Source organism: Frankia sp. AgKG'84/4 (assembly GCF_023242965.2).
GTDB lineage: Bacteria > Actinomycetota > Actinomycetes > Frankiales > Frankiaceae > Frankia.
In genome coordinates this window covers 1-4,788 of record NZ_JALKFU020000409.1, presented here as the reverse complement: position 1 = coordinate 4,788, position 4,788 = coordinate 1, and the positions used below count along the sequence as shown (strand labels likewise).

6 protein-coding genes and 1 pseudogene are annotated in these 4,788 nt (G+C 73.2%); all 7 read right to left on the bottom strand.

The genetic code is table 11. The features are described 5' to 3' along the window. A pseudogene (locus tag MXD58_RS20125) lies at positions 1-234 on the bottom strand (hypothetical protein); the annotation flags it as partial. A 57-nt stretch (positions 235-291) separates the two neighbouring features. Further along, positions 292-1,218 carry a PspA/IM30 family protein gene (locus tag MXD58_RS20120; protein WP_248838285.1) on the bottom strand — a complete coding sequence of 309 codons (927 nt, stop codon included), beginning with the start codon at positions 1,216-1,218 and terminating at the stop codon, positions 292-294. Positions 1,219-1,339: 121 nt separating this feature from the next. After that, positions 1,340-1,534, bottom strand: coding sequence for a hypothetical protein (locus tag MXD58_RS20115; protein WP_248838284.1), 195 nt, complete (start codon positions 1,532-1,534; stop codon positions 1,340-1,342). 191 nt (positions 1,535-1,725) lie between these two features. Then, positions 1,726-2,193, bottom strand: a complete 468-nt coding sequence (locus MXD58_RS20110) for a Dps family protein (RefSeq protein ID WP_248838283.1) — start codon at positions 2,191-2,193, stop codon at positions 1,726-1,728. A gap of 117 nt (positions 2,194-2,310) precedes the next feature. Next, positions 2,311-2,625 (bottom strand): helix-turn-helix domain-containing protein, encoded by a 315-nt coding sequence (locus tag MXD58_RS20105; RefSeq protein ID WP_101832628.1) that lies wholly within the window; start codon positions 2,623-2,625, stop codon positions 2,311-2,313. A 108-nt stretch (positions 2,626-2,733) separates the two neighbouring features. After that, complete coding sequence (locus MXD58_RS20100) at positions 2,734-4,041, bottom strand: competence/damage-inducible protein A (protein ID WP_248838282.1); 1,308 nt, start codon at positions 4,039-4,041, stop codon at positions 2,734-2,736. Next, on the bottom strand, positions 4,031-4,780 hold the full coding sequence (locus MXD58_RS20095; RefSeq protein ID WP_374616388.1) for a CDP-alcohol phosphatidyltransferase family protein: 750 nt from the start codon (positions 4,778-4,780) through the stop codon (positions 4,031-4,033). Before MXD58_RS20095 ends, MXD58_RS20100 begins: the two co-directional genes overlap by 11 nt. Between the last annotated feature and the right edge of the window lie 8 nt (positions 4,781-4,788).

Genomic DNA, 4,788 nt, shown 5'->3' with positions numbered 1-4,788 from the left:
CGCCTGCGCCGCCGGTCGCACGCCGTCCGAACGACGGTCGAATGCCTCACGCAGCCCCCGCCCCGACCCCCCGGCCCGCCCCCAGGCGGACGCGGTGCGCCAGTGCGGGCCGCCGGAGGCGGTACCACCGGCGAGCGGGCCGCCGGGCAACCCGGCGGCGCAGGCCGATCCTTCGCCGGGGGGCGGCGAGGCAGCCCGCTCACGACCGCCCTCGGGCGTCGATCCCTCGATCACACCGCACCGTCGATCATGCCGTGTCCTCCAGCTCCGCGGACGGTCTGCCGTGCCCGATCAGCCCGCCGCGGGACCACCAGGAGGCGTGCCGGCGCCGTCACCGCCCTCGGCGATGGGCCTGGGCGCGCCCTGGGAGCCGTGCGCCGACTGGCCGCTCTGGCCTACCTGCGGCCCCTTCGTCAGGGGGAGGCGATGGGGCTCGTCGGGCAGTGCCGGCGCCGCGGCCGCACCACCGGCGCCGATCGCCGGCGAGGCGGTCCCGGTCCCACCGATCTCGCCCCGCAACTGGGCAAGGCGGGACTGGGCACGGGCGTCCAGGGTGGCCCGGCGCACCTCGATCATCCGGGCCTCCATCCCCTGGGAGGCGAGTTCGTGGCGGCCGAGCGCCACCGCGTAGCGTTGCTCGACCTTGTCCCGGATCTCCGCGAGGCTCGGCGTGTCGCCGGGAGGGGCGAGGGTGGACATGCCCTCGACGGCCTTGGTCATCTGTTCCTGCATCGCCGCGTGCTCGATCTGCGTCAACAGGCGGGCCCGCTCGGCCAGGTGCCGTTGCATCCGGGCGGTGTTGTCCTCCACCGCGGTGCGGGCCTGCGCGGCCGAGGACACCGCCTGGCCGTGCAGGTTCTTCAGGTCCTCGAGCGACGTCTCGGCCGAGACGAGCTGATTGGCGAAGGCCGCCGCGGTCTCGTCGTAGCCGGCCGCCGCGACCGGGTCGCCCGCGGCCCGCGCGTTGTCCGCGAGCATCAGCGACGAACAGGCCGACTCGGTGAGGTTGGCGACCTCCTCGGCCTGGCGACTCAGCCGCATCTCCAGCTGACGCTGGTTGCCGACGACCAGGGCGGCCTGCTGCACCAGCGCCTCGTGCTGGCGGCGGGCCTCATCGATGGCCTGGTCGATCTGCACCCGCGGGTCGGCCCGCTCGTCGAACTTGCGGTTGGCCGAGGCGGACAGATACCGGGCAATCTTGCGGACGACGTTCGCCATACCACGATCGTCGCACGACACCGGCCCGGCGGTGAGCCCGCGTGCGGCCCCGATCGCGTCAACAAGACGTCACCAGGGCCGGCCCAGGACACCCCGGCGGCACGTCACACCGTCGGACGGGTCACACCGGCGGGCACAGCTCCGTGCGGCCGCGGCCCAGGCAGATGTCGCAGGGCCGGCACGCCGGCACGAAGCCGCCGCGGGCGGTGGCGAAGACGACCAACTGCTCGCCGAGCCCGTTGCAGCCCTTGCAGACCTGGATCGGGCGATGCCCCGGGGCGACGTTCTCTTCCTCGGGTCGCGAGGCGGTGCTCACGAGACCTACTTTCCCCAGCGGGCGGGCTCGACAACCGAGCCCGGGAGTCGAACGGCTCACGCCGCGCCACGACAACTAACCGGGGAGGGTGACAGAACCCCGCGGGCGACGCCACCAGAGCCGGCCCGTTCGGGCCAGGGCTCCCGGGGGCCGTGCCGCCGCGGGCGATACCGCGGCGGCGGTCCCCCGGCTCAGACCATCGCCTGGAACATCCAGTGCTGTTCCTCCAGGTCGTGCACGATACCGATGATCAGATCCTGGGTGACCGGATCGGGCTTCTCGGTAGCCTCCATGCGGGTCCGCATCCGGGTGACGATCCCCGCGAGGACTTCGGTGACCAGGCGCAGGACCTTCTCGTCGGCGACGTAGCCGACCTCGACCCCCGGCAGGTGGGTACCCCGGGCCACGGTGCCCGCCTGGCCGTCCGGGTTGACGCCGATGGCGACGGACCGTTCGGCCACCTGATCGGCGTAGCGGCGGGCCATCTCGACGACGGCGTCCAGCTGGAGGTGCACGCTGCGGAAGGTGCGCCCCGTGACGTTCCAGTGCAACTGCTTGGCGAACAGCGACAGGTCGATCAGATCGATCAGGGCACCCTGCAGCGCCTCTCCGGTGATCGTGCCGGCTTCGTCGGACAGGGGGCTTCGAATAGCGCTCATCAGCGCCGCCTCTCACTCTCGGGGGTCAGCCTGCACACACAGGCGTGCCCCGGAATGAGGCCCCCAATCGGGGCCACACGGGCGCTGAGCAGCACCGCGAGCCGAGCCGGTGAAGGCTCAGGCGGCTCGCTCGACCACCGTCGGTCGCGCTGGCACGACCACGGTGGCACCGCCACCGACCGCCGCGCCCACCGCCAGCTCGGCGAGCTCGAGATCCTCGCTCACCTCACGCAGCAGGTCCGCGAGGCGCACTCCCAGTGCCTCACAGATGGCAGCGAGCAGCTCGGAGCTAGCTTCCTTCTGCCCACGCTCGACCTCGGAGAGGTAGCCGAGCGACACTCGGGCCGCCGACGACACCTCCCGAAGCGTGCGATGTTGATCTTGACGGCGGCGGCGCAACGCCTCGCCGATCATGCGTCGGAGCAGGACCATCGAGCCTCCTCCTTCGTCCGCGGGGTGCGTTCACCGTATACCCACCACCACGGCCATCGGGCCCTCGTTGATGGGACTGTAACTGTGTAAGCACCTCAGGTCCGACGATTACTCCCCAGACCCACCGACGGCTGAGTCACCCATCGTAACCGTGTCGCCGCCTGGTAGTCCCGCAAGCGTACGTCGGACCAGGTCCAGTGCCGTGACCACGGCGTAGGTGCGCACCCTCGCCCTGTCGCCCGGTAGTCGTACCGAGCGGGTGACGATGCCATCCGGGCCGGCGAGGCCCACGTGCAGGGTGCCCGGCGGCTTGCCCTCCTGCGCCGCCGGACCGGCGACGCCGGTGGTGGCCAGGCCGTAGTCGGCGCCGAGCCGCTCGCGGACCCCGGCCGCCATCGCCGCGGCCGTCCGCGCGGACACCGCACCCTCCGTCGCCAGCAGGCCCGGGTCGACCCCCAGGGCCGAGCCCTTGACGTCGGTCGCGTAGGCCACGACGGCACCGCGCAGCACGCCGCTCGCCCCGGGCACGTCGGTCAACCGCCCGGCAAGCAGACCGCCGGTGAGCGACTCGGCCACCGCGAGCGTCGCCGAGCGGGTGGCGAGCATCCCCAGCACGACGGCCTCCAGCGAATCCTCATCCCCGCCGTACACGCCGTCGCCGAGGGCCGCGCGGGCCGCGGTCTCGACTGGCGCGATCAGCCGCTCGGCCTCGTCCCGGTCGCGGGCGCGGGCGGTGATCCGGACCCGGGTCTGCCCGTCGCTGGCCAGGAACGCGATCGTCGGGTTCCCGATCGGCGCGAGTCGCTCCACCTCGCCGGCCAGTGCCGTGGCCACCGAGGACTCCCACATGCCCGCGGTGCGCAGCACCCGGTGCACCACGACCGCCGGACTCCCGGCGCGGCGCAGCAGGTCGGGCAGGACGCTCTCGGTGAACATCGCCGTCATCTCGAACGGCGGGCCCGGCATCGCGTAGACGACGCCCGAGCCGATCACCATCCGGACCCCGGGTGCGGTGCCGGCGCCGTTGCGCACGGGCTGCGCGCCGTCCGGCAGGTCGGCCTGGCGGAAGTTCATCTCGGGCACGCCGTCGCCGCGCCCCATCTCGTCATACCGGCGCAGCAGCTCGGCCGCCAGCACCTCGTTGCGGCGCAGGCCGACACCGGCCGCGTCGGCGATGCCCTCACGGGTCAGGTCGTCCTGGGTGGGTCCCAGGCCGCCGGTGATGAGGCAGACGTCGGCGCGCCCGAGCGCGACGCGGATCGCCGCGGAGATCACCTTGACGTCGTCGCCGACGACGGTGGAGGTCACCACCCGCACGCCGACGTCGGCCAGCGCTCGGCCGAGCCAGGCCGCGTTGCCGTTCACGATGTCGCCGTAGAGGAGCTCGTCCCCCACCGCCAGCAGCTCAGCGCGCACCCGCCCACCCCTCGTCGTCGTCGGCCGCCGCACCGGTGACGGCCTCGCGCGCGGCCCGGCGCCGCAACGCCAGCGCCCGGTACACATAGTCGATCCCGGTGGCGACCGCCACCACCACGCCCGCGGTGAGGATCACCGCCCGGACGATCTCGGCCACACCGTCCAGCGGCAGCACGTACAGGCCGATCGCCACGTTGAGCAGCAACGTCTTGGCCTTGCCGCCGCGGCTGGCAGCGATCACCCCGAACCGGATGACCCACAGCCGAAGCAGGGTCACCGCGATCTCACGCAGCAGGATCACCGCCGTCACCGGCCACGGCAGCTCACCGAGCACGGACAGGGAGACCAGCGCGGCGCCGGTCAGTGCCTTGTCGGCGATCGGGTCGACGAGAATGCCGAAGTCGGTGACCAGCTGCCAGTGCCGGGCAATCGAACCGTCGACCTGGTCGGTGATGGCGGCGACGGCGTAGGCGCCGAACGCCGCGTACCGCCAGGCGTCGACCTCGGGCCCGGCGAACAGGAGGACGACGAAGACCGGGACCAGGATCAGCCGCACGATCGTCAGCAGGTTGGCGACGTTGAGCACCGGCGCCCCGGTCGGCCGGTTCCCGGCTGGCACCGCTGTCGGCCGCGGCCCGATCGGCGCCACGGTCGGTCTTTCGCCGACCGGCGCGCCTGGGCCGTCGTGGGCGCCGAGACGGTCGGAGGCGCCGCGCGCTCCGCCGGGGGGAGCTGTCACGTCCCGTC

Coding starts and splice junctions, on each gene's coding strand:
- MXD58_RS20120 (WP_248838285.1), bottom strand. CDS start 1,218: ATGGCGAACGTCGTCCGCAAGATTGCCCGGTATCTGTCCGCCTCGGCC.
- MXD58_RS20105 (WP_101832628.1), bottom strand. CDS start 2,625: ATGGTCCTGCTCCGACGCATGATCGGCGAGGCGTTGCGCCGCCGCCGT.
- MXD58_RS20110 (WP_248838283.1), bottom strand. CDS start 2,193: ATGAGCGCTATTCGAAGCCCCCTGTCCGACGAAGCCGGCACGATCACC.